The following is a 25,046-nucleotide window of genomic DNA, read 5'->3' on the forward strand; positions in this document are numbered from 1 at the left end:
CCTAGTCGCTCGGGTGGTTTTTGTTGCGGCGGCGTAGGTAGCGTTCGAATTCGGCGGCTATTGCTTCGCCGGTGGCCTCGGGGAGGTCGGTCGTGTCGCGTTGCTCCTCGAGGGACTGGACGTACTCGGCCACCTCCGGGTCCTCCTCGCTGAGCTCGTCGGCGCCGCGCTGCCACGCGCGGGCCAGCTCCGGGAGGTCGCCTTCGGGAATCTGCAGGTCCAGCAGCGCCTCGACCTTGCCGAGCAGGGCCAGGGACGCCTTCGGGCACGGGGTGCCGGCGATGTAGTGGGGGATCGCCGACCAGATCGAGACCGACGGTATGCCGAGGGTGCTGCAGAGGTCGGCGAAGACGCCGGTGATGCCGGTCGGGCCCTCGTACGTCGACGCCTCCAGGCTCCAGGACGTGGTCAGCTCCGGGTCCGACGAGCTGGCCGAGACCGGGATCGGGCGGGTGTGCGGCGAGTCCGCGAGCAGGGCGCCGAGGACGACGACGAGCTGCGCGTTGGACTCGTCGACGACCTCGAGCAGCTCCTGGCAGAAGCCGCGCCAGCGCATGTTCGGCTCGATGCCGCGGATCAGCAGCACGTCCCGGTCGGTGTCCTCGGGCCGGGCCAGGTAGAGCCGCGTGGTCGGCCACGACAACCGTCGCACGCCGTCCTCGTCGAAGCCGACCTGGGGCCGGTTCACCTGGAAGTCGTAGTAGTCCTCGGGGTCGATCGCGGTGACGAGCTCCGCGTCCCACTCGTCGATGAGGTGGTCGACCGCTCCGGTGGCCGCCTCGGCCGCGTCGTTCCAGCCTTCGAACGCGGCGATCACGACCGGGTCCCTCAGGTTCGCGAGGTCAACCACTCGCAGGCCCCCTGTCGTCTCTGTAGCCATCCGGCGGGGTCGCCGGAAACCGGACTGCCAGCCTACGTGCTCAGGCGGCCGGGTGTGCCCGGTTTCACGCCCAGCGGAACGTGTCGGACGGCCCCGGCATGTCCTGACCTGGGGCGACACGGGAAACTAGGAGAGACGTGATCGCCGGAGACTGACGGAGGAGCTGGAGTTGCCACCCCTGCAAGCGGTGCTGTGGGACATGGACGGGACGTTGGTCGACTCCGAGAAGGTCTGGGCGGAGGTCCAGCTGCGACTGCTGGCCGAACTGGGCGCGACCTGGACGGTCGAGGACTGTGTCGGGCTGATCGGCAGTGACCTGCGGGACGCGGTGCAGGTGTGGATGTCGCGGATCCCCGCGGGGGTGATCACCGCTGACGAGCTGGCCGACCGGATGTTCTCCGAGGTGATCGAGTCGCTCCGCAGGGAGGTGACCTTCCAGCCGGGTGCGGTCGAGCTCCTGCGGGCGCTTCGCAAGGAAGAAGTCCCGTGCGCGCTCGTCTCGGCGTCCTACCGGACGATGATCGACGCGGTCCTCGGCCACCTGCCCCCGGAGCCGTTCGACGTGATCGTCGCCGGCGACGAGGTAACCCTCGGCAAGCCGCACCCGGAGCCGTACCTGACCGCCGCGGCGAAGCTCGGCGTGGACCCGGCGCAGTGTGTGGTGATCGAGGACTCGGTCACCGGCACCCAGGCGGGGACGGCGGCCGGCGCGTACGTCGTCGCCGTACCGCAATGGGTGTCGATCCCGGAGGCGCCACGCCGCCTCGTCGTCGGCTCCCTCGAGCCCCTCACCCCGGAGTCCCTGCGCGCTCTGCTCCATTGACGAGTTACCGTCACTTGGTGCCCTCGGGGGCGTTGTTGTTCGGGGAACGGGCTGGGGAAGGGTGAGATCGTGATCGAGTGGGTGCGCCGGGTGTCGGCGGCCGCGGCGGTGGGCGCGCTGGGCGTGTCCCTGGCCGCGTGCGGTGAGCCGGACGACAACGCGCCGCACCAGGGTGAGACGACGCCGAAGCTGATGGTGCTTCGGCTCGCGACCACGGACGCGATCACGTCGCTCGATCCGGCCGGTCCGTACGACGTGGGCTCGCGGACGGTGCAGGCGAATCTGTACCAGACCCTGCTGACGATCATGCCGGGCAAGCCGACTCCGGTGCCGGATGCCGCGGACTGCCAGTACGATTCGCCGACGACGTACACGTGCAGCCTGAAGGAGCACCTGACCTTCCCGAACGGGCACGAGCTGACGTCCTCGGACGTGAAGTTCAGCTTCGACCGGATGCTGCGGCTGAAGACGCCGGGTGGCGCGGCCGGCCTGTTCACCTCGGTGAAGTCGGTGAGTACGCCGGACGACCTGACCGCGGTGTTCAACCTGAAGAGCCCGGACGCCCGGCTGCCGTACCTGCTGACCACGACCGCCGCGTCGATCGTGGACGAGGAGTCCTACCCGGCGAACAAGCTGCTCGACACCAAGGCGATCGGCAGCGGCCCGTACCAGGTGACGGCGTACAAGCCCGGCGAGGAGATCACGCTGGCGAAGTTCGCCGGGTACCACGGTCCGCGCGGCGCGCAGAACGACGGGGTCGAGATCAGCCTGCTGAAGGACTCCACCGCGCTCTACCAGGCGATCACCACCGGCAAGGCCGACCTGGCCTTCCACGGCTTCGGCCCGAGCCTGTTGGACAAGCTGCGCAAGTCGGATCAGGTCCAGGTGATCGACAGCGACTACGCGGACACGCGGTTCTTCGCCTTCCAGATGAAGTCCCTGATCGCGCGCCAGCCGGCCGTACGACGTGCGATCGCGCAGCTGATCGACCGTCCGGCGATCGCCAAGAAGGCGTACGGCGACCACGTCACGCCGCTGTACTCCGTGGTGCCGCCCGGGTTCGGCGGGCAGGTCGACGCGTTCAGGACGGAGTACAAGCAGCCGAGCAAGGCGGCCGCCACGGCGATCCTGAAGGACGCGGGCATCACCGTGCCGGTGCCGTTGACGGTCGGCTGGACGCCGACGCAGTACGGCACGGGCGCGAAGGCCGAGGTGATCGAGCTCAAGCGGCAGCTCGAGGCGTCGGGGCTGTTCCGGGTCACCTTGCGGAGCGCGGAGTGGCCGCAGTATCAGCAGCTGACCCGGGCCGGGGCGTACGACCTGTTCCACTCGGGCTGGATCCCGCAGTACCCGGACGCCGACGACTACCTCGCGCAGTTCGTCGCCACCGACGGAGCGTTCCAGAACGGCTACCGCTCGGCCGCGGCGTCGAAGTTGCTGCAGCAGGAGACCACCGAGCAGAACGGCCTGGAGCGCGACGATCTGGTCGGGCAGTTACAGGGCGTGCTCGCCCGGGAGGCCCCGGTGATCCCGACCTGGCAGGGCCGGCTGACCGTGGTCGCGGGCAAGGATCTGGAGAACGTTTCGGCGGCGATGGACCCGCTGTCGTACCTCTATCTCTCCGTCCTGCGGAAATGACACAAAGATGCCATGACAGTAACGGTTCGCGAGGCCTCGGCGACCGTGGGTGCGTCAGCGTGGTTTACTGCCGATTGTCCACGATACGGGACGATTTCCTGACGATCACGATCGGGCAACGCAGCACTTTCCGCGTTTGACTCCGGGCTGTAATGGCGGCAGGTTAAGGCCGCAGCCATACCGGATTTCGTTCTGGTTCAACCGACCGAGGCAGGGGTACCTTCGCGTGACAGTGCCACTCGATGTCGAGCCCGGATCAGAAGCAGCACAGCCTGAGGCGGTCGCAGCGGGTGCCGGCAGGATCGAGGGCCGGTCGCTCTGGCAGATCTCGTGGATGCGGCTGAAGCGTGACAAGGTCGCCATGGCCGGCGGTGCCTTCGTGGTGTTCCTGATCCTGGTCGCGATCTTCGCGCCGCTGCTCTGCAAGCTCGTCGGCGTGACGCCGAACGACTTCCACCAGGATCTGGTCGACCCGTCGCTGCAGACGCCGATCGGGGGGCTGAACGGGATCAGCTGGGACCACCCGTTCGGGGTCGAGCCGGTCAACGGCCGCGACATCTTCGCCCGGATCGTGTACGGCGCCCGGATCTCGCTGCTGATCGCGTTCCTGGCCACGCTGCTGTCGGTCGTGATCGGCACCGTGGCAGGCGTCGTGGCCGGCTACTTCGGCGGCGTGGTGGACACGCTGATCAGCCGCCTGATGGACATCTTCCTGGCCTTCCCACTGGTGCTGTTCGCCTTGGCGCTGGTCGGTGCGCTGCCGGACTCGCTGCTCGGACTGAGCGGTGACAACCTGCGGGTGGCGCTGATCGTGTTCATCATCGGTTTCTTCAGCTGGCCCTATATCGGCCGGATCATCCGCGGCCAGACGCTGTCGCTGCGCGAGCGGGAGTTCGTCGACGCGGCCCGGAGTCTCGGCGCCCGGCGTCCGTACATCCTGTTCACCGAGCTGCTGCCGAACCTGATCGCCCCGATCCTGGTGTACGCGACGCTGCTGATCCCGACCAACGTGCTCTTCGAGGCCGCTCTGTCGTACCTGGGCGTGGGTGTCCGGCCGCCGACAGCCAGCTGGGGCGACATGCTGTCGATCGCCGCGAACTGGTACCAGGTCGACCCGCTCTACATGGTCCCGCCCGGCCTGGCCATCTTCATCACGGTGCTGGCCTTCAATCTGTTCGGCGACGGCTTGCGCGATGCTCTCGACCCGCGGACGCGATAGGACTTCTCTCCAACCAGGGAGCCTGGCTCTCACGAAAAAAGGGGTGCAACAAGAGATGAGATGGAATCGCATCACGACGGTAACCGCCGTCAGTGCGGCCGTCGCGTTGAGCCTGGTGGCTTGCGGGGGCAACAACAACAAGAGCTCCAGCGGGTCTGGCAGCGGTGGTAACTCGACGACGCCGCAGTACAACGCGGCCGTCACCGGGATCTACAACCCGAGCGACAAGAAGGGTGGCACGCTGCGGATGGCGATCACCCAGAACTGGGACTCCCAGGACCCGGGTGACACCTACTACGGCCTGTCCTGGAACCTGGTCCGCAACTACGTCCGTCCGCTGATGGTCTTCAAGTCGGCTCCGGGCGCGGCGGGTGCGGAGGTCGTTCCGGACCTGGCCGAGGCGGCCGGTGTGCCGAGCGACGACGCCAAGACCTGGACCTACAAGATCCGCAAGGGCGTCAAGTTCGAGGACGGCACGGAGGTGACGTCCAAGGACGTCAAGTACGCCGTCGCCCGCTCCCTGGACAAGACCACGCTGCCGAACGGGCCGACGTACTTCAACGACTTCCTGCTGGACGTGCCGAAGAACTACAGCGTCTACAAGGACCCGACGATGGCCGGGATCGCCAAGGCGATCGAGACGCCGGACGCCAACACCATCGTCTTCCACCTGAACAAGCCGTTCGCCGGCTTCGACTACTTCGCCCAGCTGCCGGCCACCGCTCCGGTGCCGCAGGCCAAGGACACCGGCGCGAAGTACAAGCTGCACCCGATCTCGACCGGCCCGTACAAGTTCGAGAGCAACGACCCCAACAAGGGCCTGACCCTGGTCCGCAACGACCAGTACGACCCGAAGACCGACCCGAACTCGGGCCGCAAGGCGCTGCCGGACAAGATCACCGTCACGTACAACGTGAACGGCGCCGACATCGACAACCGGCTGCAGGCCGGTGACCTCGACGTCGACATCGCCGGCACCGGTGTGCAGGCGGAGACCCAGGCCAAGATCCTCGCGAACCCGCAGCTCAAGGCCCACGCGGACAACGTGCCCGCGCCGCGGCTGAACTTCACCGTGCTCAACAGCGAGGTCAAGCCGCTGGACAACGTCGACTGCCGCAAGGCGATCCTGTACGCCGCCGACCACGAGGGTTACCAGCGTGCGTACGGCGGTCCGGTCGGTGGTGACATCGCGACGAACCTGATGCCGCCGCTGGTCACCGGTTCGCAGAAGTTCGACGACTACGGCTTCGAGCAGGACAAGAACGGCAACCCGGACAAGGCCAAGGCGTCGCTGCAGGCGTGTGGCATGCCGTCCGGCTTCAGCACCAACATCGCCTACCGGGCCGACCGCCCGAAGGAGAAGGCGGTTGCGGAGTCGCTGCAGCAGTCGCTGGCCAAGGTCGGCATCAAGCTGACCCCGAAGGGCTACCCGACCGGCGACTACACCAAGCTGTACGCCGGCAAGCCGGACTACGCGAAGGCCAACAACCTCGGCATGATCGTCTACAGCTGGGGTGCTGACTGGCCGGACGGTTTCGGCTTCCTGAGCCAGATCGTCGACAGCCGGGTCATCCGGCCCACCGGTGGTAACACCAACCTGGGCGTCCGGATCCCCGAGGTCGACCAGCTGATCGACCAGGCCCTGAAGACCACCGACAAGGCCGAGCGCGAGAAGCTCTGGGTCGACGTCGACAAGAAGGTCATGGAGCAGGCCGCCGTCCTGCCGGGCATCTGGGCCAAGGGCCTGCTGTACCGCCCGGACACCCTGGCCAACGTGTACGTGAGCGACAGTCAGAACATGTACGACTACGCCGGGATCGGCCTGAAGTAGTCGTCGGTTGCCCTGACCAACATTCGCCAGCAGAGGTAGGTGAAGGCTGACGGTGGCCGGTGATCGTGATGATCACCGGCCACCAAGCCAAGTACCGTGTTCGCATATCTGGTCCGCCGGGTGATCGGAGCAATAGTCCTGCTCTTCATCGTCACGGCCGTGACGTTCTCGATCTTCTTCCTCGTTCCGAAGCTCGGTGGTGCCACCAGCGACGACCTGGCCTCCCGCTATGTCGGCAAGAGTGCGGGCGCGGAGCAGATCCACGAAACCGCGGTGAGGCTCGGCTTCACCGACCCACTGTGGGTGCAGTACGGCCGCTTCATGAAGGGTCTGTTCGTCGGGCAGGACTACAACTACGGCCCGGCCGTCGAGCACTGCCCGGCGCCCTGCTTCGGCTACTCGTTCCTGAACCAGACCCCGGTCTGGCCGGATCTGGTCGCCCGAATGCCGGTCACCCTGTCGCTGGCGGTCGGCGCGGCCGTCATCTGGCTCGTCAGCGGCGTCGGCGTCGGCGTCGTCTCCGCGCTCAAACGTGGGTCGGTGATGGACCGATCACTGATGTCCGTGGCGCTGGCCGGGGTCTCGCTGCCGATCTTCTTCACCGGCCTGTTGGCGCTGTCGATCTTCAGCTACGGCCTCGGGTGGACCGCGCAGGGCGGCACGAACCCGATGGACGCCTCGAACCCGCTCGAATGGGCGTACGACCTGATCCTTCCGTGGACCACGCTCGCCTTCCTGTACGCCGCGGCGTACGCGCGACTAACCCGGGCCGGCATGCTCGAGACGATGAACGAGGACTACGTCCGCACCGCGCGGGCCAAGGGGCTGCGGGAACGGAACGTGATTGTCCAGCACGGCCTGCGGTCCGCGCTGACGCCGATCCTGACCATCTTCGGCCTGGATCTAGGCCTGTTGCTGGGCGGCGCGATCCTGACCGAAACGACGTTCTCGCTGCCCGGGATCGGCCAGTACGCCGTGCTCGCGCTGCAATCGAACGACCTGCCCAAGGTGCTCGGGGTGACACTGGTCGCAGCGTTCTTCATCGTGCTGGCGAATCTCGTCGTCGATGTCCTGTACGCCGTCGTCGACCCGAGAGTGCGGATCTCGTGACCGAACCCCAGCAAGACACTGTGCAGCGCATCCCGCGGGGTGAGGCGTTCCTCGACGTCCGCGACCTGAAGGTGCACTTCCCGACCGACGACGGCATCGTGAAGTCCGTCGACGGGCTGTCGTTCGCGCTCGAGCGGGGCAAGACGCTCGGCATCGTGGGCGAGTCCGGCTCCGGCAAGAGCGTGACCAGCCTGTCCATCATGGGCCTCAACCCGCCGGGGGTGGCCAGGATCAGCGGCGAGATCTTCCTCGACGGCCAGGACCTGGTCTCGTCGACGCCCGAGGAGGTCCGGCAGCTCCGCGGCAAGCGGATGGCGATGATCTTCCAGGACCCGCTGTCCGCGATGCACCCGTTCTACACCGTCGGGCACCAGATCATCGAGGCGTACCGGGTGCACAACCAGGTGAGCAAGCAGGTCGCGCGCAAGCACGCGATCGAGATGCTCGACCGGGTCGGCATCCCGCAGCCGGACCGGCGGGTCGACGCGTACCCGCACCAGTTCTCCGGCGGCATGCGCCAGCGCGCGATGATCGCGATGGCGCTGTCCTGCGACCCGGACCTGCTGATCGCGGACGAGCCGACCACGGCCCTCGATGTGACGGTGCAGGCGCAGATCCTGGACCTGATCCGGGACCTGCAGCGCGAGTTCAACTCCGCCGTCATCATCATCACCCACGACCTCGGTGTGGTCGCCGAGCTGGCCGACGACATCCAGGTCATGTACGCCGGCCGAGCGGTCGAGTACAGCACCGCGGAGGACATCTTCGACCGGCCGCAGCACCCGTACACCTGGGGTCTGCTCGGCTCGATGCCGCGGATCGACCGGGAGCGCAGCGAGCGGCTGATCCCGATCAAGGGCACGCCGCCGAGCCTGATCAACGTGCCTAAGGGCTGCGCGTTCAACCCGCGCTGCAATTACGCGCACCTGAACGGCGGCGCCAGCGAGACCGAACGGCCGGAGCTGCTGGACATCGGTGACGGCCATATGGTCGCCTGCCATCTCTCCCCGCAGAACCGCAAAACAGCGTGGGAGACCGACATCAAGCCGAAGCTCTGAACGGGACGACGACTGTGACAACTGCGAACACCGATCCCACCGCCGTCCCGGGCGTAGTCGCGCCGAAGCTCGGCGAGGAGCTGCTGTCGGTCACCGGCCTGGTGAAGCACTTCCCGATCCGCAAGGGCCTGCTGCAGCGCCAGGTCGGCGCCGTTCAGGCTGTCGACGGACTGACCTTCAACGTGACCCGCGGCGAGACACTCTCGCTGGTGGGGGAGTCCGGGTGTGGCAAGACCACGACCGGACGGCTGCTCACCCGGCTGCTGGAGCCTACCTCGGGGAAGATCGTCCTCGAGGGTAGGGACATCAGCCATATCGGCGACGGCAAGATGCGTCCGCTGCGTCGCGACGTACAGATGATCTTCCAGGACCCGTACGGCTCGCTGAACCCGCGGCACACGGTCGGCAAGATCGTCGGTGCGCCGTTCCGGCTGCAGCACGTCAAGACCGAGCAGGGCGTGAAGAAGTCTGTCCAGGAGTTGCTCGAGCTGGTCGGTCTGAGCCCGGAGCACTACAACCGCTATCCGCACGAGTTCTCCGGAGGTCAGCGCCAGCGCATCGGCATCGCGCGGACGCTGGCCCTCCGTCCGAAGCTGATCGTCGCCGACGAGCCGGTGTCCGCGCTGGACGTGTCGATCCAGGCCCAGGTGGTGAACCTGCTGGAGGACCTGCAGGAAGAGTTCGAACTGACGTACGTGATGATCGCTCATGATCTGTCCGTCGTACGGCACGTGTCGGACCGGGTCGCGGTCATGTACCTCGGCAAGATCGTCGAGCTCGCCGACCGGGTCGACCTGTACGAGAGCCCGATGCACCCCTACACAGTGGCGCTGATGTCGGCCGTCCCGGTCCCGGACACCAAGCGCAAGGGCAAGCAGGACCGCATCCGCCTCCAGGGTGACGTCCCCAGCCCGATCAACCCGCCTCCCGCCTGCCGCTTCCACACCCGCTGCTGGAAAGCCCAGGAGATCTGCAAGACCACCGAGCCCCCGCTGCTGCAGCTGGCTCCCGGTCACCAGACCGCGTGCCACTTCCCGGAGAACCAACCCTCCGACAAGCCCGCGGCTCCGGCCCCGAGCGCGGACGTCCAGGACAGCTGAGGTCAGTGGCTGGGCGTCGCCTCGAGGAGTAGCCGGGCGATCAGGGCGTGGCCGGCGGCGTTGGGGTGGTCGCCGTCGGCGGCGAGCAAGGTCGTGACGTCGGCGGCGTCGCGCTCGAAGGGCGTGTAGATGTCGACGTACGTGGCGTCGTCCGTGTGGGCGGCGCCGGCGATCGCGGCATTGACCTGGAGCGTGAGCTGGTCGGTGGCGGCGCGACCCGTGGCCGGGAAGGTACGGCGGGCGACGTCGCCGTCCTCGAAGACGTTCCAGTAGCCGGTGGCCAGGATCGTTGTCGGCTGATCGCCGCGCAGGGCGTGGATGCGGCCGAGGATCCGGTCCAGGTTGATGGTGAGTTGTTCGCGCTCGTCGGCGACGCAGTCGGTGTCGGTACAGCGGCCGGCGGTGACGTCGTCGTGGTGGTCGCCGAAGTCGTTCGCGCCGATGGTGAGCAGCACGATGTCGGCGCCGGAGATCGCTTGCTCCGTGGGGGAGTTGGGCTGGTCGAGCTGCCGGAGCAGACCGGTGCTGTCGAGGCCGCCCGCGCCGAGGTTGTCGACGGTGACGGTGTCGCCGGTCCGGGTGTGCAGAAGATCGCCGTACATGCTGGGGAAGGCCGTGCAGTTGCAGGCCGTACCTGAGGTGACCGAGTCGCCGAGCGCGACGACGTGGACCTGACCGACAGCTGGGATCGGCAGCCGTGGTGCGGCGCTCACCGCGCCGCCGCCGGCCAGGGCGGCGACGAGTGCGATGAGGAGCAGCGCGGTGGTGAGCCGTCGCAGTCTGGGCATCACGCCGGTTTCGGGGACCTCGCTTCACGGTGAGCCGGGGCGGCAGTGAGCTGGTTGGCCAACCAAGGGTAGGCGGTCGCGAACGCGGGACCGGCGAACTGCCAGACGTGGCTGCCGGGAGAGACCTCGACCTGGGACCAGATGTCCACCTTGGCCGCGGCCTGGGAGAGTTCCTCGGCCTCGTGCTGGTGCCGGGGCTCGGCGGTGCTGGTGAGGAACAAGCCGCTCACGCCGCGGTACCGGCCGTGGGCATGCATGACCAGGAGGGGTTCGTTCGCGTGCTCGGCGGCGACGTTCCCGCCGTAGAGATCGGCGAGGGTCTGGGCCGGGTCGCCGCTGTTCGGGGCCAGGTCGCCGGAGATGTCGACGAAGTGGGTGAAGGTCGACGGGTGCTCGACGACCAGGTCGAGCGCGCAGGTGCCGCCCATCGAGAATCCGGCGACGGCCCACTGCGCCGGGTTCCGGGACGCGTCGAAGGTGTGCTCGATAAAGTGCGGGATGTCCTGGTCGAGGTGGTCGGCGGAGTTGCCCCGCGGGCCGTTCACGCACTCGGTGTCGTTGTTGAACCGCGCGATCGAATCGGTGAAGACGAGGATCGGCGCGTACCCGTGGTGGCTGTGGGCGTAGTCGTCCGACACCTGTACGGCGTTGCCGAGCCGGACCCAGTCACCCGGACCACCGCGCTCGCCGCCGACCATCTCCACCACGGGCAGCGTCGGGCGATGCCGGCCGCGGAACCAGATCGGCGGCAGGTAGACCAGCTCCTGCCGATGCCGGAAGCCGCTGTACGTCGGTGGGATGGTCACCGCGACCAATCGACCGGCCGGCGGGAGTTTCGCCGTACCGGCGTCGTGTGCCAGCCCGGCCATCGATTCCTGACCGGGCAGCGGGGTGTGGGTCCAGTCGTTCACCGCCGCGGAGATGGTCGGGTAGTAGCCGACGAATTGGTTGATCTGGTTCGCGAAGACCAGCGTCGCGAGCGCGATCGCCACGACCGCCGTGCCGCGTCGCCACCAGCGCGCGCTCCGCCAGCCGGCCGCCAGCACGATCAACGCCGCCAGCGCGGCCCCGAACCAGAGCCACACATGGAACGGCAGCGGGTCGGTGATGCCGAGCAATCGCACCGCCGGATACGCGGCGATCAGCGTCCCCAGCGTCGCCCCACCCACGATCATCGGCACCGCCCGCACGCGCCACTGCCGATCCCGCCACCCCACCGCGACCACGAGGGCGGCAACGGCCACGACATCCAGCACCGCCGGAAGCCAGCCCCCGAGCAGCGACACGTTCATCCAACCCCTCCTGAGTGCCGGGAAGACCCACATGCCAGACGCGGACCAGGCCCAGCCGGTTGGCACGAGGTGAGATCTGAGCGCCTGAGACCGGCAGCTGGCCGGCTCGCCCGGGTGGTACCCGTTCGAGGCGGTCAGGTCACCGTGTGTCGCAGTCGGGGGCCGGGGGAGCGGCGTTCGACAATGTCGAACGACGAGCGTTGTGCCGCCTCGCGATCGCTCCTAGATTCCGGACAGCCGTGGTCGTCACGGCGTGGAAGGGAGGCTCGGTATGGCTACGACCGAAGCGGTCAAAGCACGAACCCTTCTGGCTGAGTGTTCCGCGGAGTTCGCAGGAACGTTCATCCTGATCCTGTTCGGTGTTGGCGTGGTGGCCCAAGTGGTGGCAGGGGGTATCGGGGATCACGACTCGATCGCCTGGGCCTGGGGTATCGGCGTGACGATGGGCGTGTACGTCTCGGCCCGGATCAGCGGCGCCCACATCAATCCCGCGGTCACGATCGCCCTGGCGGCGTTCCGCGGGTTCGCCTGGCGGAAGGTGCTGCCGTACATCGGTGCGCAGTTCCTCGGCGCGTTCGTGGCGGCTCTGGTGGTCCGCTGGAACTACAACGCCGTTCTGGAGAAGTTCGACCCTGGCCTGACCATCAAGAGTCAGGGCGTGTTCTCCACCCTGCCGGGCAACGGCAACGTGGAACTCGGGGTCGGCGTGTGGGGCGGTTTCCTCGACCAGATCATCGGCACCGCGATCCTCATGCTGGTCATCCTGGCCATCGTCGACCTGCGCAACACCGCCCCCGCGGCGAACCTGGGCCCGTTCATCATCGGCCTGCTGGTCGTCGGCATCGGAATGGCCTGGGGCACGCTGGCAGGCTACGCGATCAACCCGGCGCGTGACTTCGGGCCGCGGCTGGCCTCCTACCTGACCGGCTACGGGGGAGCCTTCAAGGACCAGTTCGGCGACCTCTATTTCTGGGTCCCGATCGTGGGACCGATCATCGGTGCGCTCATCGGCGCGCTCCTGTACGACCTGCTGGTCGGCCGGAACCTGCCGGTCGGCGACGCGGACGAGGAGGTCGGCCGGGTGCCTGATGAGGAGAGCGCAGCATGATTCACCGCAGCACACCCCTGTGTGAGGAGAGGACTTTCCATGGCTGACTTCGTCGGTGCCGTCGATCAGGGCACCACGAGCACCCGTTTCATGATCTTCGACCACTCCGGCAACGAGGTGGGTATCCACCAGCTGGAGCACGACCAGATCCTGCCGCAGGCCGGCTGGGTCGAGCACAACCCGGTGGAGATCTGGGAGCGGACCAGCTCGGTCATCCGGACCGCGATGAACGCGCAGGGTCTGCAGGCCAGCGACCTCGCGGCGGTCGGCATCACCAACCAGCGCGAGACCGCGGTGGTCTGGAACCGCAAGACCGGGCGGCCCTACTACAACGCGATCGTCTGGCAGGACACCCGGACCGACCGGATCGCCTCCGCGCTGGACCGCGAGGGCAAGGGCGACGTGATCCGGCAGAAGGCCGGCCTGCCGCCGGCGACGTACTTCTCGGCCGGCAAGGTGCAGTGGATCCTGGAGAACGTCGACGGGGTCCGCGCGGCCGCCGAGGCCGGTGACGCCGTCTTCGGCAACACCGATACCTGGGTGCTGTGGAACCTCACCGGCGGCACCGAAGGCGGCGTCCATATCACCGATGTCACGAACGCCAGCCGCACGATGCTGATGAACCTGGAGACGCTCGACTGGGACGACGAGCTGATCTCGTTCTTCAACATCCCGCGCCAGATGCTGCCCGAGATCCGGCCCTCGTCGGACCCGAACAAGTACGGCGAGACGCTGGCGAACGGACCGTTTGGCGGGGTGATCCCGCTGACCGGCGACCTCGGCGACCAGCAGGCGGCGACCGTCGGTCAGGTCTGCTTCAACCCGGGCGAGGCGAAGAACACCTACGGCACCGGCAACTTCATGCTGCTGAACACCGGCACCGAGCTGGTCCGATCGAAGGCGGGCCTGCTCACCACGATGTGCTACAAGTTCGGTGACGAGGCGCCGGTCTACGCGCTGGAGGGCTCGATCGCGGTGACCGGGTCGGCCGTCCAGTGGCTGCGGGACCAGCTCGGCATCATCTCCGGCGCGGCGGAGACCGAGACACTGGCCCGGCAGGTCGCGGACAACGGCGGCGTGTACTTCGTGCCCGCGTTCTCCGGCCTGTTCGCGCCGTACTGGCGTTCCGACGCTCGCGGTGCGATCGTCGGACTGTCCCGGTTCAACACCAACGCCCACCTGGCCCGAGCAACACTGGAAGCGATCTGCTACCAGAGCAAGGACGTCTCGGACGCGATGGAGAAGGACTCCGGCGTCAAGCTGGACGTGCTCAAGGTGGACGGTGGCATCACCGCCAACGAGCTCTGCATGCAGATGCAGGCCGACATCCTCGGCGTGGCGGTGAGCAAGCCGGTCGTGGCGGAGACCACGGCACTCGGGGCGGCGTACGCGGCAGGCCTGGCGGTCGGCTTCTGGAAGAACAAGGAAGAGCTCGTCCAGAACTGGAACGAGGACAAGCGGTGGGAGCCGCAGTGGAACGACGAACAGCGGGCCAAGGGGTACGCCGGCTGGCAGAAGGCAGTCCAGCGCACGCTTGACTGGGTCGACGTCGGCTGATCAGGCGGTATCGGCAGTAGGTAACGGAATCGGAAGGAACAGCACAGTGGGCGTAGTGGCGCTGTCACCGCAAGCGAGGGCCGAAGCGATCGACGCGATGGCCGACGGACGGGAACTGGACGTCCTGGTGATCGGTGGCGGGGTGGTCGGCTCCGGGTCGGCTCTGGACGCCGCGACCCGTGGCCTGACCACTGGACTGCTGGAGGCGCGCGACTTCGCCAGCGGCACCTCCAGCCGGTCCAGCAAGCTCGTCCACGGTGGCCTGCGCTACCTGGAGATGCTCGACTTCCGGCTGGTACACGAGGCGTTGCAGGAGCGAGGTCTGCTCCTGCAACGCCTGGCACCGCATCTGGTCAAGCCGGTGCCGTTCCTCTACCCGCTCCAGCACCGGTGGTGGGAGCGGTTCTACGCCGGCGCCGGCGTGGCCCTGTACGACGGCATGGCCGTCAGCTCCGGGTTCGGCGCCGGACTGCCGCTCCACCGGCACCTGACCCGCCGCGGCGCGATGCGGCTGGTCCCGAGCCTGCGGAAGTCGGCCCTGATCGGCGCACTGCAGTACTACGACGCCCAGGTCGACGACGCCCGGCACACGATGGAGCTCGCCCGCACGGCGGCGTCGTACGGCGCTCACGTGGCCAACCGGGTCAAGGTCACCGGTTTCCTGCGACAAGGTGAGCGCGTCACCGGGGTGCAGGCCAAGGACCTGGAGAGCGGCCGCGAGTTCGAGGTCCGGGCCAAGCAGGTCGTGAACGCGACCGGCGTCTGGACCGACGACACCCAGGCGATGGTGGGGGAGCGCGGTCAGTACCACGTGCGCGCCTCGAAGGGCATCCACCTGGTCGTCCCGAAGGACCGGATCCAGTCCAGCACCGGGATGATCCTGCGGACCGAGAAGTCCGTGCTGTTCATCATCCCGTGGGGCCGGCACTGGCTGATCGGCACCACCGACACCGACTGGCACCTGGACAAGGCCCACCCGGCCGCGACCAGCAAGGACATCGAGTACCTGCTCGAGCACGTCAACGCGGTCCTCACCACGCCACTGACTCGTGAGGACGTCGAGGGTGTGTACGCCGGATTGCGACCGCTGCTCGCCGGCGAGTCGGAGAGTACGTCGAAGCTGTCCCGCGAACACGTCGTCGCGCACGCGGCGCCCGGCTTGGTGGTCGTTGCCGGCGGCAAGTACACGACGTACCGGGTGATGGCCAAGGACGCGATCGACGCCGCCGCGGCGGCCCTGGACGGCCGGGTGCCGAAGTCGGTCACCAAGACCACCCCGCTGGTCGGCGCCGACGGCTACCACGCGCTGTGGAACCAACGGCACCTGATCGCGCAGCGCTCCGGCCTGCACGTGGCCCGGATCGAGCATCTGCTGAACCGGTACGGCGCGATGATCGACGAGGTCCTCGCGCTGGTCGAGGAGGACCCGACGCTCGGTGAGCAGCTGCCCGGCACGCAGGACTACCTGAAGGCCGAGATCGTGTACGGCGCCAAGGCCGAAGGCGCGCGCCATCTCGACGACATCCTGGCCCGCCGGACCCGGATCTCGATCGAGGCCTGGGACCGTGGGGTCGGCGCCGCCGAGGCCGCGGCCCGCCTGATCGCCCCGACCCTCGGCTGGGACGAGGCGGCGATCGAGCGCGAGGTCTCGGTCTACCTCCGCCGGGTCCAGTCCGAGCGCGACTCCCAGGAGCAGCCCGACGACGAGTCCGCCGACAAGGTCCGCCTCGAGGCGCCCGACATCGTGTCGCCGGCCTGACTACAGGCTCTGGTCCTCCGGGCGGATCCAGTTGAAGGTGCGCTGGACGGCGGATTTCCAGTTCGTGTACTCGGTCTCCCGGCGGGCGGGATCCATGTGCGGCAGCCACTGGCCGGCGCGGTGCCAGTTGCTGCGGAGCCCCTCGAGGTCGGGCCAGTAGCCGACCGCCAGGCCGGCGGCGTACGCCGCGCCGAGCGACACGGTCTCGGTCACCATCGGCCGCACCACGGGTACGTCGAGCAGATCGGCCTGGAACTGCATCAGCAGATTGTTGGCCGTCATCCCGCCGTCGACCTTCAGCGCGGTCAGCGCGATCCCGGAGTCGGCGTTCATCGCGTCGACCACCTCGAGGGTCTGGAACGCGGTCGCCTCCAGCACCGCGCGGGCGAGATGGCCCTTGGTGATGTAGCCGGTCAGCCCGGCGATCACCCCGCGCGCCTCGCTCCGCCAGTGTGGCGCGAACAGGCCGGAGAACGCCGGCACGATGTACGCCCCGCCGTTGTCCTCGACCGTCCGGGCCAGCGTCTCGATCTCGGCCGCGGTATGGATCATCCCGAGCCCGTCCCGGAACCACTGCACGAGTGAGCCGGTCACCGCCATGGACCCTTCGAGCGCATACGACGCCGGGTGGTCACCGATCTGGTACGCGACCGTGGTCAGCATGCCGTGCTTGGACCGGACGATCTCCTGCCCGGTGTGCAGCAGCAGGAACGAGCCGGTGCCGTAGGTGCATTTCGCCTCACCGGCACTGAAGCAGGTCTGCCCGAACAGCGCGGCCTGCTGATCACCGAGGGCCGCGCCGATCCGGACCCCGGGCAGCACCTCGGTCGCGGTCGCGAAGACCCCGGACGACGGGCGGATCTCCGGCAGGATCGCGCGCGGTACGTCGAACGACTCCAGCAGCCTGTCGTCCCATTCGAGCGTCTCGATGTTCATCAGCATCGTCCGGCTCGCGTTCGTCACGTCGGTGGCATGCAGTCCACCGGCCGCACCGCCGGTGAAGTTCCAGATCAGCCAGCTTTCCATCGTGCCGAAGAGGATCTCGCCGCGCTCGGCGCGTTGCCGCAGCCCGGGTGTGTGGTCGAGCATCCACTTGACCCGCGGCGCCGAGAAGTACGTCGTCAACGGGAGACCGCACAGATCCGCGAACCGGTCCGGGCCTTCGGTGCCGGCCAGTTCGGTGATGATGCGGTCCGTCCGGGTGTCCTGCCAGACCACCGCGTGGCCGATCGGCCGCCCGGTGATCCGGTCCCAGAGCAGGCTGGTCTCCCGCTGGTTGGCGATGCCGATGGCAACAATTTGGGCCGGCGAGGCACCGATCTGCCGGATCGCGGCGGGCACCACGCGGGTGACGTTGTTCCAGATCTCGCCGGCGTCGTGCTCGACCCAGCCCGGCCGGGGGAAGAGCTGGTGGTGCTCCCGTTGCGCCACCGACACCAACCGCCCGCGCCGGTCGAAGAGGATGCACCGCGTCGAGTTCGTTCCCTGATCCACCGCGGCCACGTATTGCTCAGCCATCTGCCCAACCCCCGATCACCCGCCGGCCGGCTCTCCTCGACCGACCCGACGGCCCACCCGTCAAGTGTCCTCCCGGAGGTCACGACCGATGGCCTCCGCGGTGGCACGAACCATGCTGACCAGGTCGGCGCGGTGCCGCAGGCGGCTGTCGCAGATGCGCTCGACCCGCCCCGCCAACCCGACCGCGCCGACCACCAGGCCGCCGAGGCCCCGGATCGGAGCGGCGATGCCGGCCAGCTCGACCGTGTACTCCTCGAACTCGCTGGCCCAGCCCTTGGCCCGGACCGCGGCCAGTTCGTCGGCGAGCCGGGCCGGGTCGGTGATCGTCCGGGTGGTGTACGCCTCCAGCTTGTGCGGCCGGGCGGCGCCGCTGGTGTCGAACGCCAGCACGGCCTTGCCGAGGGCGGTCGCATGCGGCGGGAGCGTCGTACCGACGTCGAGGTCCTGGTCGCTGTCGTCCGGCCGGAAGACGTGGTGGACGACCACGACCTTGCCTTCGACCAGGCGGCCGACGCGGACCACCTCGCCGCTGCGGGAGGCCAGCGAGTCGGCCCAGTTGATCGCGCGGCTCCGGAGCTCGTTCGGATCCAGGTAGCTGTCGCCGAGCCGGCCGAAGGCGTCGCTCAGGTGGTAGTGCGCGCCGGTGTGGTCCTGTTCGACGAAGCCGACCTGGTGCAGAGTGCGCAGAATGCCGTGCACGGTCGTCTTCGCCAGCCCGAGGGAGTTGCCGAGATCGGCCACCCCGAGCCCGTTGGGCGCGGCGGCGAGCAGTCGCAGCACGGCCGCAGCCCGCTCGATCGACTGCACAGTGCCCGGCACAATCGCAGGCTACCTGTGAACGCAGTGGTATGGCTGTAGGTCGCCTCTACTCCGTGGCGATCGCCTGCAGGACGTCCAGACGCGCTGCGCGCCGTGATGGCCAGACCGCAGCGAGTACGCCGACGACCGCGGCCGCCAGCGCGGCGACCATCAGTTGGAGCACCGGGATGTCGCGGACGTTCAGGCCGTTGTCGACCATCGCGGACTGGATGGACGCCGCGAACAGCACGCCGATCGCCAGCCCCAGCAGGGCGCCGAGCAACGAGATCGCGATCGACTCGACCCGGAGCATCCGGCGCAGCTGCGGGCGGTCCATGCCGATCGCCCGGAGCAGGCCGATCTCACGGGTCCGCTCGACCACGCCGAGTGCGAGCGTGTTGATGATGCCGAGGATCGCGATCAGGATCGCCAGCGCGAGCAGCATCCCGATCGCGGCGAGCGCGCTGTTGACCGGTCCGCGCGCGCCGGCCGCGTATGCCTGCTGATCGCGGACCTGGATCGACGGGTAGTCCTTCAGCTGCCCGAGGATCAGGGCGGCGACCGGCGCCACTTGGGTGCCCTGGGCAACTTCGACGTACAGGACCGAGTCGCTCGCGGCGCCGCCGACGGACTCGTACGCCGGGAGCGACAGGACGATCGCGTTCAGTTGACGGTTCGGGACCAGGATGCCGCCGACGGTGAGGCGGTGCTTGCCCGTCGTCGTGGTGAGGTCGAACGTCTTGCCGACACTCAGGCCGAGGGTTTTCGCCAGATTCCGGGGGAGGACAGCCTGGCCGTCGTGCAGTCCGGCCGCCGAGCCCGCGTCGAACTTCGTGGTGATCGACCCGTCGAGGGTGCCATCGCTGACACCGCTGACCTGCACCGTGGAGGCACCGACCTGCCCGGCCTGTTGCCGGAGCTGATGCACCGATTGGACGCCGGAGACCGTCGTGACCCGGTCGGCGACCTGCGGGCTGAAGCTGGCCGGGCCGTCGGAGGTGATGACGAGCTCCGCCGTACCGAGCTCGTCGGCGATGTTCTTGTCGATCGACGCCTTGGCCGACGCGGCGATCACCAGCAGGCCGCTGATCAGCGCGACCGAGATCATTAGCGCAGAAGCCGTGGCCGAGGTCCGCCGTGGGTTCCGCTCGGCGTTGCGGCGCCCGAGGGTCACCGGGGCCTTGCGCCCGAACGGCCACATCAGGGCGCGGACGACGTACCTGCTGATCAGCGGGCTCACCATGACGACGCCGAGCACGGTGATCGCGGCGGCGAACCCGATCAGGACGGCGCCGGGGAGATCACCGGCCTCCAGCCCGATCAGATACAGCGTCACGGCCATCAGCAGCATGAACGCGCCGATCAGGACGCGGACCAGCAGCGAGCGCTCCGGCAGCGCCACGTCGTCGCGCATCGCGGCGACCGGCGGGAGCTTGCCGGCCCGGCGCGCCGCCGGGTACGCCGACGCGATCGTGACACCGATGCCGATCAGGTAGCACGCGATCACCGTGGCGGCGCTGACCTGCATCGGCGCGTTCGGGATCTGGATGTCGAGGTGCTGGTAGAAGAACCGGATGCCGGCCGCCACGCCGATGCCGACGAGGAGACCGAGGGTCGAACCGATCACGCCGATGACGAGCGCCTCGGCCAGGACCGTGCCGGTGACCTGGCCGCGGGACGCGCCGATCGCCCGGAGCATCGCCAGCTCGCGAGATCGCTGGGCGACGACCATCGCGAACGTGTTGACGATCAGGAACGTCCCCACGAACAGCGCCAGGCCGGCGAACAGCATCAGCACGGTGCTGAAGCCGCCGAACGTGTTGTCCAGGTCGTTCTGGCCATCGACGGTGACCTGGGCGGCGGTGCGGACCTTGACCGAGTCGCCGATGGTCTGCGCGATCGCGTTGCTCACCGTGCCGGCATCGGCGCCGGGTTCGACGGCCACGCTGATCGAGGTCCAGCCCGGCTTGCCGAGCAGAAACAGTTGCGCGGTGACGGCGTCGAAAGTGACGAGCGGGGCGCCGGCCGAGATCCCGGCCAGGCCGGGCGTGGTGATGGCGGTGAGCTTGGCGGTCACGGCCCTGGTCGGGGTGACGATCCGGACCTGGTCGCCCAGGTCGTAGCCCAGGCGGGTCGCGGTCGACCGGTCGAGGCCGAGCTGGCCCACGCCCCAGGGCAGGTCGCCCTCGAGGAGTTTGAACTGTGCGGTCCGGGAGTCCCGTGGCCACGCGGACCCGAAGCTGGGCAGGCCGTACGTCTCCATCGGCTTCCCGTCCGGGGCGAGGATCTGTACGTCCCTGACCAGGAGCTGCGGGCTCGCACTCGCGACACCCGGTACGGCGGCGACGCGCTCGACCAGTGTGGACTGGAAGGTGGCGGGCCGGTCGGGTCCGGCGTCGATCGGCGTGACAGGCGTGACGGTGACGTCCGCCGTACTGGTCGTGAAGTTCTTCTTCAGGGCGGCGGAGAGGGTGTCGGTGAAGACCATCGCACCGCCGGCGAACGCGACGCCGAGCAGGACCGCGACCGTGCACAGCACGAAGCGGAGCCGGTGCGCGAGGACCGACCGCAGGCCGAGCTTGAGCATCAGCCGGCCACCGCGGGGTCGAGCTTCTTCATGGTGTCGAGCACGGTCTCGGCGGTCGGGTCGAGCAGCTCGGACTCCAGCCTGCCGTCGGCCAGGAACAGCACGCGGTCGGCGTACGAGGCCGCGGTCGGGTCGTGGGTGACCATGACGACGGTCTGGCCGAAGTCACGGACGGAGCGGTGCAGGAAGCCGAGTACGTCGGCCGACGAGCGCGAATCGAGGTTGCCGGTCGGCTCGTCGGCGAACACCACGTCCGGCCGGGAGACCAGCGCGCGGGCGCACGCCACCCGCTGCTGCTGGCCGCCGGACAGCTCGGACGGTTTGTGACGGAGGCGGTCGGTCAGGCCGATCGTGTCGATCACGGTGGTGAGCCAGTCCTGGTCCGGCTTGCGGCCGGCCAGATCGACGGGCAGCGTGATGTTCTCGAGCGCGGTCAGCGTCGGGACCAGGTTGAACGCCTGGAACACGAACCCGATCCGGTCCCGGCGCAGGTGGGTGAGCTGCTTCTCGGGCATCCGGGTGAGGTCGACGTCGCCGAGGAAGATCTGTCCGTCGGTCGGCTTGTCCAGGCCGGCGAGGCAATGCAGCAACGTCGACTTCCCGGACCCCGACGGACCCATGATCGCGGTGAACCGGCCCTTCCCGAAGTCGGCACTCACGTCTGCGAGCGCGTCGACCTGCGTCTGGCCGCCGCCGTACCGCTTCCACACTCCGACAGCACGCACCGCAGCCGTGTCAACCACACTCATGCGACGAACGCTATCCACCCAGGGTTCCTCCGCGGGCGGGTGGCTGGCCTCAGCCGTCGACGCCGACCAGATCCACCCCGGCGGACTCGGCGGCAACCTCTTCCACCGAGCGGATCGGGAGGGGTGGGGGTGTGCCGCCCCAGGCGGGGCAGAGGGCTTTGTGGTCGCACCAGTCGCAGAGCGGGCCCGGGCTCGGGCGCCAGTCACCGGACTCGAGGGCCCGGGTGATCGCCGTCCACAGGGCCGTGATCTTGCGTTCGCAGGCGCGGAGGTCGGCCTCGTCGGGGACGTAGCGGACGATCTCGCCGTTGCCGAGGTAGACGAGCTGGAGCATCGCGGGCACCACGCCGCGCAGCCGCCAGAGCACCAGCGCGTAGAACTTCATCTGGAACAGAGCCTTGGCCTCGAAGAACTCCGACGGCGACCGGCCGGTCTTGTAGTCGACCACGCGGATCTCACCGGTCGGGGCGACGTCCAGGCGGTCGACATACCCGCGCAGGACCAGGCCGGACTCCAGCGCGGTCTCGACGTACAGCTCCCGCTCGGCCGGCTCGAGAGCGTTCGGGTCTTCGAGGGTGAAGTACTTCCCGAGCAGCTGGTGCGCCTCGGCCAGCCACTTGGCCAGCTCCTCGCCGCTCGCGTCCTCCGCGAACAGCTCCGCGACCTCCGGCTCCAGCTCCAGGACGTGTTGCCACTGCGGCTCGAGCATCTCGGCCGCGTGCTCCAGCGTCCGCTGACCGCGCGGCAGATCGAACAAACGCTCCAGCACGCCGTGCACGACGGTGCCCCGGACGGCGGCGGACGACGGCTTCTCCGGCAACCGGTCGATGACGCGGAAGCGATACTTCAGCGGGCAGCTCATGAAGTCCGCGGCCCGGGACGGCGACAACGCCCCACGGGGATGCCCATGCACATCGACTTCGGCTGCAGAACTCATCCACGTCCTCGCTTCGCTCCGGGCGCGGCTGAGGCACAAAACGCGCTGTGCCTGATGATGACCTCGCTCCGCTCGCTCATACCCAAGACCCTAGGCGAGTCCATGGACACTTCGCGTGCGCACCACCCGGGTCTGTGGAAAACCTGTTCACAGCGAACTCCCAGCGGACTTTCGGCCGACCATCGGCTCGACTTGTCAGGCTGGATGCATGACGCCACCACCGAAGCCACCCCGTGAACACGACCTGGGCCTGGAGTACGACCTGGGCACGCTGCACCGCCGGCGTTTCCTCGGTCTCTTCGCCGGCGCCGGCCTCGCCGCGGTGGCCGGCTGCTCGGCGGACGACACCGGCTCGGTCTCAGCCGATCCGACCACCGCCTCGTCCTCGCCGACGGCGTCCACACCGTCGAGCTCGCCGACCGCCTCCACCACCTCCGGTACGACGGACGTCGACGAGATCCCGCAAGAGACCGGTGGGCCCTTCCCGGGCGACGGCTCGAACGGACCGAACGTGCTGACCGAGTCCGGCATCGTCCGCAGCGACATCACCAAGTCCTTCGGATCCGCATCCGGCGTGGCGAGCGGCGTACCCCTCACCGTCGAGCTCACCATCCTCGACGCGGACAAGGACACCCCGCTGAACGGCGCGGCCGTCTACCTCTGGCACTGTGACGCCCAGGGCCGCTACTCGCTGTACTCCGACGGCGCCACCGACGAGAACTACCTCCGCGGCGTCCAGGCCGCCGATTCCACCGGCAAGGTCACCTTCACCACGATCTTCCCGGCGGCGTACATGGGCCGCTGGCCGCACATCCACTTCGAGGTCTACTCGAGCCTGAACGACGCGACCGCGGCCGGGAAGATCACCAGGACCTCCCAACTCGCCCTGCCCAAGGACGCGTGCGACACGGTCTACGCCACCGACGGCTACGACGGCAGCGCCCAGAACCTGGCCCGGACATCCCTGGAGAACGACAACGTGTTCGGCGACGACGGCGGCGTACATCAGCTCGCAACGGTCACCGGAAACGCAACCGAGGGGTACGTCGCCACGCTCGGCGTCGGCGTGTGAGGTGGGTATGTAGCGCGGTGTTACCGCCGGACAAGTAGCGTTGGGTCGATGCCAGAACCGCGCGATCCCCAGAACCCCGCCCAGCCGGCCGGCCCACCGCCGGGAACCTGGGTGATCGGTCGCGTCCGCGGCATCCGGCTGACCATGCGGTTCACCTGGCTGCCGGTGGCGATGCTGCTGGCGATCGGGTTCGCCGCGATCATCGGGCAGCAGTTCCCGGACCTGGGCGGCTGGCGCTATCTGGCCGCGTTCGCCTTCGTGGTCGCGTTCACACTGTCGATCCTGGTGCACGAGCTGGCGCACGCGCTGATGGCGATGCGGTTCGGCATCCCGGTGTCCGAGATCAACCTCGGCTTCTTCGCGGCCGGCACGCACATCGAGGGCGAGCGGAAGTCACCCTTCGAGGAATTCGCCGTCTCGGTGGTCGGCCCGGTCGCCTCGCTGATCGTCGGCGGGCTCGCCTACCTCGGCTCCCGCGCCTTCGACGAGGGCGTCGGGTACGTCGCGCTCTGGGAGCTCGGCATCGCGAACCTGATCGTCGGCGTCACCAACCTGCTCCCCGGCCTGCCACTGGACGGCGGCTGGGTGCTGCGGGCGGCGGTCTGGAAGTTCACCGGCAACATGCACACCGGCACTGTCGTGGCGGCATGGGCCGGCCGGGTGCTCGCGTTGCTGGTGCTGTCGGCCCCCGTCCTGATCGAGGAGATCTGGAACCGGCAGCCGTCGTTCATCGACTTCATCATCGCGGCACTGGTCGGATGGTTCCTGTGGATGGGTTCGACCGCGTCGCTGATGCAGGCCCGGCTCCGGCGCAAGCTGCCCGCTCTGCAGGTCCGCACGCTGGCCCGCCGCGCGATCGCGGTCCACTCCGGTACGCCGATCTCCGAAGCGGTCCGGTTGGCCGGTGCGTCGCAGGCCGGGGCGGTCGTGGTCATCGACGGAGACGGCAAGCCGCACGCGCTGGTGTCGGAGTCCGCGGTGACTGCCGTGGCGCCGAACCAGCGCCCGTGGACCACCGTGAGCGAGGTTGCGACGCGCATCGGCGCGGGCCACATCATCGGCGTCAACGACACCGGCGAGGAGATCCTCGCCACGGTCCGCGAGCACCCCGCCTCGGAGTACCTGGTCCTGGACGCCACCGGCGCCGTGTACGGCGTACTCGCGACTGCCGACATCGAACGGGCGTTCAGAGGTCGTTGACGGGCCGCTGAATTACTGCTCA

At 68.6% G+C, this 25,046-nt stretch carries 20 protein-coding genes; 12 read left to right on the forward strand and 8 right to left on the reverse strand.

What is annotated here, in order from left to right; translation table 11 throughout:
• Nucleotide 1 precedes the first annotated feature (1 nt).
• A complete protein-coding gene (locus tag OG876_RS33080; RefSeq protein WP_328520606.1) occupies nt 2–850 on the reverse strand; it encodes a PAC2 family protein in 849 nt (282 codons plus the stop codon).
• Nucleotides 851–1,049: 199 nt separating this feature from the next.
• Between OG876_RS33080 and OG876_RS33085 the strand changes: the two genes are divergently transcribed.
• The 7 genes from OG876_RS33085 to OG876_RS33115 all read left to right on the forward strand — a co-directional run bounded on the left by OG876_RS33085 (nt 1,050) and on the right by OG876_RS33115 (nt 9,659).
• Nucleotides 1,050–1,703 (forward strand): HAD family hydrolase, encoded by a 654-nt coding sequence (locus tag OG876_RS33085; RefSeq protein ID WP_328520607.1) that lies wholly within the window; start codon nt 1,050–1,052, stop codon nt 1,701–1,703.
• A 69-nt stretch (nt 1,704–1,772) separates the two neighbouring features.
• Complete coding sequence (locus OG876_RS33090; RefSeq protein ID WP_328520608.1) at nt 1,773–3,341, forward strand: ABC transporter substrate-binding protein; 1,569 nt, start codon at nt 1,773–1,775, stop codon at nt 3,339–3,341.
• 226 nt (nt 3,342–3,567) lie between these two features.
• Entirely contained in the window at nt 3,568–4,560 is a 993-nt protein-coding gene (locus tag OG876_RS33095; RefSeq protein WP_328520609.1) for an ABC transporter permease, read from the forward strand.
• Between the two features lie 55 nt (nt 4,561–4,615).
• Nucleotides 4,616–6,391: an ABC transporter substrate-binding protein gene (locus tag OG876_RS33100; RefSeq protein ID WP_328520610.1), complete on the forward strand. Its 1,776-nt coding sequence runs from the start codon at nt 4,616–4,618 to the stop codon at nt 6,389–6,391.
• Between the two features lie 96 nt (nt 6,392–6,487).
• On the forward strand, nt 6,488–7,501 hold the full coding sequence (locus OG876_RS33105; protein WP_328520611.1) for an ABC transporter permease: 1,014 nt from the start codon (nt 6,488–6,490) through the stop codon (nt 7,499–7,501).
• Nucleotides 7,498–8,559 carry an ABC transporter ATP-binding protein gene (locus tag OG876_RS33110; RefSeq protein ID WP_328520612.1) on the forward strand — a complete coding sequence of 354 codons (1,062 nt, stop codon included), beginning with the start codon at nt 7,498–7,500 and terminating at the stop codon, nt 8,557–8,559. Before OG876_RS33105 ends, OG876_RS33110 begins: the two co-directional genes overlap by 4 nt.
• Before the next feature lie 14 nt (nt 8,560–8,573).
• Nucleotides 8,574–9,659: an ABC transporter ATP-binding protein gene (locus OG876_RS33115; RefSeq protein ID WP_328520613.1), complete on the forward strand. Its 1,086-nt coding sequence runs from the start codon at nt 8,574–8,576 to the stop codon at nt 9,657–9,659.
• A 2-nt stretch (nt 9,660–9,661) separates the two neighbouring features.
• Here OG876_RS33115 and OG876_RS33120 read toward each other — a convergent pair whose 3' ends face one another.
• Both OG876_RS33120 and OG876_RS33125 read right to left on the reverse strand, forming a co-directional pair.
• The gene (locus OG876_RS33120) at nt 9,662–10,447 is read right to left on the reverse strand and encodes an SGNH/GDSL hydrolase family protein (RefSeq protein WP_328520614.1); all 786 of its coding nucleotides are present in this window, start codon (nt 10,445–10,447) and stop codon (nt 9,662–9,664) included.
• Nucleotides 10,447–11,739, reverse strand: coding sequence for an alpha/beta hydrolase (locus OG876_RS33125; RefSeq protein ID WP_328520615.1), 1,293 nt, complete (start codon nt 11,737–11,739; stop codon nt 10,447–10,449). Before OG876_RS33125 ends, OG876_RS33120 begins: the two co-directional genes overlap by 1 nt.
• A 271-nt stretch (nt 11,740–12,010) precedes the next feature.
• Between OG876_RS33125 and OG876_RS33130 the strand changes: the two genes are divergently transcribed.
• Genes OG876_RS33130 through OG876_RS33140 form a run of 3 tightly spaced genes read left to right on the forward strand, consistent with a single transcriptional unit; the run spans nt 12,011 to nt 16,163 of the window.
• Nucleotides 12,011–12,847: an MIP/aquaporin family protein gene (locus OG876_RS33130; RefSeq protein ID WP_328520616.1), complete on the forward strand. Its 837-nt coding sequence runs from the start codon at nt 12,011–12,013 to the stop codon at nt 12,845–12,847.
• A 39-nt stretch (nt 12,848–12,886) separates the two neighbouring features.
• Nucleotides 12,887–14,404 (forward strand): glycerol kinase GlpK, encoded by a 1,518-nt coding sequence (gene glpK, locus OG876_RS33135; protein WP_328520617.1) that lies wholly within the window; start codon nt 12,887–12,889, stop codon nt 14,402–14,404.
• A 46-nt stretch (nt 14,405–14,450) separates the two neighbouring features.
• Nucleotides 14,451–16,163, forward strand: a complete 1,713-nt coding sequence (locus tag OG876_RS33140; protein ID WP_328520618.1) for a glycerol-3-phosphate dehydrogenase/oxidase — start codon at nt 14,451–14,453, stop codon at nt 16,161–16,163.
• Here the strand turns inward: OG876_RS33140 and glpK (OG876_RS33145) are convergent, their stop codons facing one another.
• Genes glpK (OG876_RS33145) through OG876_RS33165 form a run of 5 tightly spaced genes read right to left on the reverse strand, consistent with a single transcriptional unit; the run spans nt 16,164 to nt 22,752 of the window.
• A complete protein-coding gene (gene glpK / locus OG876_RS33145) occupies nt 16,164–17,681 on the reverse strand; it encodes a glycerol kinase GlpK (protein ID WP_328520619.1) in 1,518 nt (505 codons plus the stop codon).
• Nucleotides 17,682–17,741: 60 nt separating this feature from the next.
• A complete protein-coding gene (locus OG876_RS33150) occupies nt 17,742–18,500 on the reverse strand; it encodes an IclR family transcriptional regulator (RefSeq protein WP_328520620.1) in 759 nt (252 codons plus the stop codon).
• Nucleotides 18,501–18,546: 46 nt separating this feature from the next.
• Nucleotides 18,547–21,066, reverse strand: a complete 2,520-nt coding sequence (locus tag OG876_RS33155; protein ID WP_328520621.1) for an ABC transporter permease — start codon at nt 21,064–21,066, stop codon at nt 18,547–18,549.
• Nucleotides 21,066–21,815, reverse strand: a complete 750-nt coding sequence (locus OG876_RS33160) for an ABC transporter ATP-binding protein (RefSeq protein ID WP_328520622.1) — start codon at nt 21,813–21,815, stop codon at nt 21,066–21,068. Before OG876_RS33160 ends, OG876_RS33155 begins: the two co-directional genes overlap by 1 nt.
• Before the next feature lie 49 nt (nt 21,816–21,864).
• Nucleotides 21,865–22,752 (reverse strand): RecB family exonuclease, encoded by an 888-nt coding sequence (locus OG876_RS33165; RefSeq protein WP_328520623.1) that lies wholly within the window; start codon nt 22,750–22,752, stop codon nt 21,865–21,867.
• A gap of 208 nt (nt 22,753–22,960) precedes the next feature.
• On the opposite strand from OG876_RS33165, the gene OG876_RS33170 reads away from it, so the two are divergent.
• Nucleotides 22,961–23,824 (forward strand): intradiol ring-cleavage dioxygenase, encoded by an 864-nt coding sequence (locus OG876_RS33170; RefSeq protein WP_328520624.1) that lies wholly within the window; start codon nt 22,961–22,963, stop codon nt 23,822–23,824.
• Nucleotides 23,825–23,872: 48 nt separating this feature from the next.
• The gene (locus OG876_RS33175; protein ID WP_328520625.1) at nt 23,873–25,024 is read left to right on the forward strand and encodes a site-2 protease family protein; all 1,152 of its coding nucleotides are present in this window, start codon (nt 23,873–23,875) and stop codon (nt 25,022–25,024) included.
• Nucleotides 25,025–25,046: the final 22 nt, after the last annotated feature.

Source organism: Kribbella sp. NBC_00359 (genome assembly GCF_036097425.1).
In the GTDB taxonomy this organism is placed as follows: Bacteria; Actinomycetota; Actinomycetes; order Propionibacteriales; family Kribbellaceae; genus Kribbella.